We start from the raw sequence: 2974 nt of genomic DNA on the forward strand, positions 1-2974 counted from the left end.
TAAAATAAAAAAAGAAAAAGATAAAAAACATTAAATGAAATTTAAAATAAAAAAAGAAAAAGATAAAAAACATTAAATGAAATTTAAAATAAAAAAAAGAAAAAGAAAAAACCATTATAATTTTAAATTGTCAACGGTTTTAACAAACTCGCGAGCCTCATATTCCAAACTGTGATCCGGATTCCCCCTCATTTCAAATACAAGAGATGGAACTCCACCCTCATCAATAGGAATTGTTGAATATTGGGGACTTGAATAGCTGGCAGGTTCATAATAAATAACAAATGACAAGGCCTTTGTTATATTATTTGCAGCCTTATATGCAATAGAATCGGATGAAACCGGAGCAAAGATATAAGGGTCCTGCACATATCCTCCATTTGATGAATGAACATCTATTGCCAAATCATAACCCTTCTTAACAATATGATTTACAACAAATTCCTGTGCCAATAGCTGACCATTCATTCTGCTTTCCTCAAAATCATCCTTTTCAGAGGTTACATTGATCTTGAAGACATAATAAGTGTAGTTCAACTCTTCCCAATCATTGCGAAGAGCCTCATAAATAGCATCATGAGCATTTGATTCCCTAGGATGCTGCCCTATGATATAGGCAATCCTGACTGAAGAATTAGGATTTCCATAAGGGCCTTCAACCACAACATTACCTATGCTGTTGTTACCTATGACCTTTGATTTAACATTTAAATCTCCACTATCCGTGACATTCCTTGGAAAAACAGATAGGACATCATTTAAAAAAGGGTAATCTTCAGACAATTCAGCCAAAACGCTATCATCGTTATTGATGTAATCATAGCATAGGATGAAAGACTCTGCAAGAATAATAAGTATGATAATAAGCAAATAAATTAATTTTTTAGAAGGTTTTCTTGATTTTTTATCAGATTTATCATCTTTTATCCTCAAAAATAAACCTCCCATAGTAATTTAATGAAAAAAAGATTGTTTAAAATTGTTTAATATTTTTTAATGAATATAATAATAATTTAGAAAATAAGAAAAATAGTTAAATTGGAAAATTATTTTTTCCAAGTTTGTTTAACTCCTCTTCCTCTTTTTCCACCAGGTTTCCTATAAGATCTTTTAGGTCTGGTTCTTTTGTTAGTACCTTTAACTTTTGCCATAATAATCCTCCTTTTCAATTGTAAATAATAAGAATAACTAAACAAACATTTTCCACAATCCCAATTAGAATAAGAAAACATCTATCTAAGTAAATATCTAAGTATAACTTGATAATCGTTAAAATTTCAAATATACTAAAATTTTCATAAAAAAAGCTTTAATAATAAAACTTAATTATATTTATAATTTTGATATTATATATACTTTACTAATGAATGTATTCAAAAATAGCTCTTTAAGTTTAGAATTTAAATTAAAAATTAATGAATATAAATTTTATTAAAAAAAGAAAAAATAAAAGGAATAAACTATTTTCAACATTTTAGTAATGCATACTAAATCTAAACTTAAGTAATGAATACTAAATCTAAACTTAAGTAATGAATACTAAATCTAAATTAAAGTAATGCATACTAAATCTAAATTTAAGTAATGTATTAATCTAAACTTAAGTAGTGTATTCCGCATTTATCTTAACATAATCATAAGTTAAGTCACAACCCCAAGCTGTAGCTTCAAAGTCTCCCTGATACAAGTCAACAAGAATATTAACATTTTTCTCCTGCATTATCTCTTCTGCAATCTTTAAGCTTTCAGTTCCTTCAAATGCCAATATTTCACCTTGATTGACCAAGATAGCCTCTTTTCCATCATCAGAGTTAAGGGAAATGCTAATTGTATCCTGATCCATTTCACAACCGGAATATCCCACTGCAGCAGCAATTCTTCCCCAATTAGGGTCTCCTCCGAAGATTGCAGACTTAACAAGGGATGAACTGATTACTGATTTTGAGGCCAAAATCGCATCATTTTCACTTTTAGCACCTTGCACCTTACATTCAATGAATTTGCTTGCCCCTTCACCATCACGAGCCATCTTCTTTGCAAGAGAGATGCATAAAAAGTTCAATGCTTCCTGGAAATTCTCATTGATTTTACCATCTTCCACCACATCAACGCCAGACTTTCCATTTGCCATAAGAATGGCCATGTCATTGGTACTTTCATCACCGTCAACAACAATCATGTTGAAACTCTTATTGACAGCTATTTTCAATGCCTTGTTGATATCTTCAGAAGAGATTTTAGCATCAGTTGCCATAAAGCATAACATTGTTCCCATATTTGGAGCAATCATGCCCACTCCTTTGGTGATTCCGCCAATGGTAACCTTTTCACCATTGATTTCAGTTTCAACAGCAAATTCCTTATGATAGGTATCTGTTGTCATCAAAGCCTTTGCAGCATCTGTGGAATTTTCCTTGGAATTGTCCAATTTGGAAATTGACCTCTCAAGCAATGGCAAAATAATGTCCATAGGCATTTTTCTACCTATTACACCTGTGGAAGCGGTAGCTATTTCATTTGAAGATATTCCTGTAATTTTTGATGCAAAATCAATAGTTCTCTCACAGTCATTTATACCATCAATACCTGTAAAACAGTTAGCGTTACCGCTGTTTGCAACAACAAGAGAGATTCTTCCACCCTTAATCATTTCACGGGTATGAATGACCGGAGCTGCAACAACCTTGTTTGAAGTGAAAACTGCAGAAGCTTCACTATCTTTAGATTCTATAACTGCAAGACCATACTTACCTTCACGAGTCCCTGCAGCCTTAACACCATTAACTGCACAGATCCCGCCTTCAATTACATTAATATTTGCCATAACAACACCAAAGAATTATTTTTAATTTTAAATAAATAAAATGACTAATTTTAAAAAAAGAATGAATTTAATAAAAATAAATAAGAATTTAATTAAAGTTATGAAATTATTAAAATTAAATCAAGTATTAAATTATTAAACTTAATTAAA

At 30.8% G+C, this 2974-nt stretch carries 2 protein-coding genes; both read right to left on the minus strand.

Annotated features, from left to right (window positions below):
• Positions 1 to 114: 114 nt before the first annotated feature.
• Positions 115 to 933 (minus strand): adhesin, encoded by an 819-nt coding sequence (locus tag Q0138_RS02850; protein ID WP_297980649.1) that lies wholly within the window; start codon positions 931 to 933, stop codon positions 115 to 117.
• A gap of 667 nt (positions 934 to 1600) precedes the next feature.
• The gene (gene argJ / locus Q0138_RS02855) at positions 1601 to 2824 is read right to left on the minus strand and encodes a bifunctional ornithine acetyltransferase/N-acetylglutamate synthase (protein ID WP_297980652.1); all 1224 of its coding nucleotides are present in this window, start codon (positions 2822 to 2824) and stop codon (positions 1601 to 1603) included.
• Between the last annotated feature and the right edge of the window lie 150 nt (positions 2825 to 2974).

The organism is uncultured Methanobrevibacter sp., assembly GCF_937906425.1.
In the GTDB taxonomy this organism is placed as follows: Archaea; Methanobacteriota; Methanobacteria; order Methanobacteriales; family Methanobacteriaceae; genus Methanobrevibacter.

Excerpts from the sequence above, each read along its gene's own strand:
- argJ (WP_297980652.1), bottom strand. The coding sequence starts at position 2,824 with ATGGCAAATATTAATGTAATTGAAGGCGGGATCTGTGCAGTTAATGGT.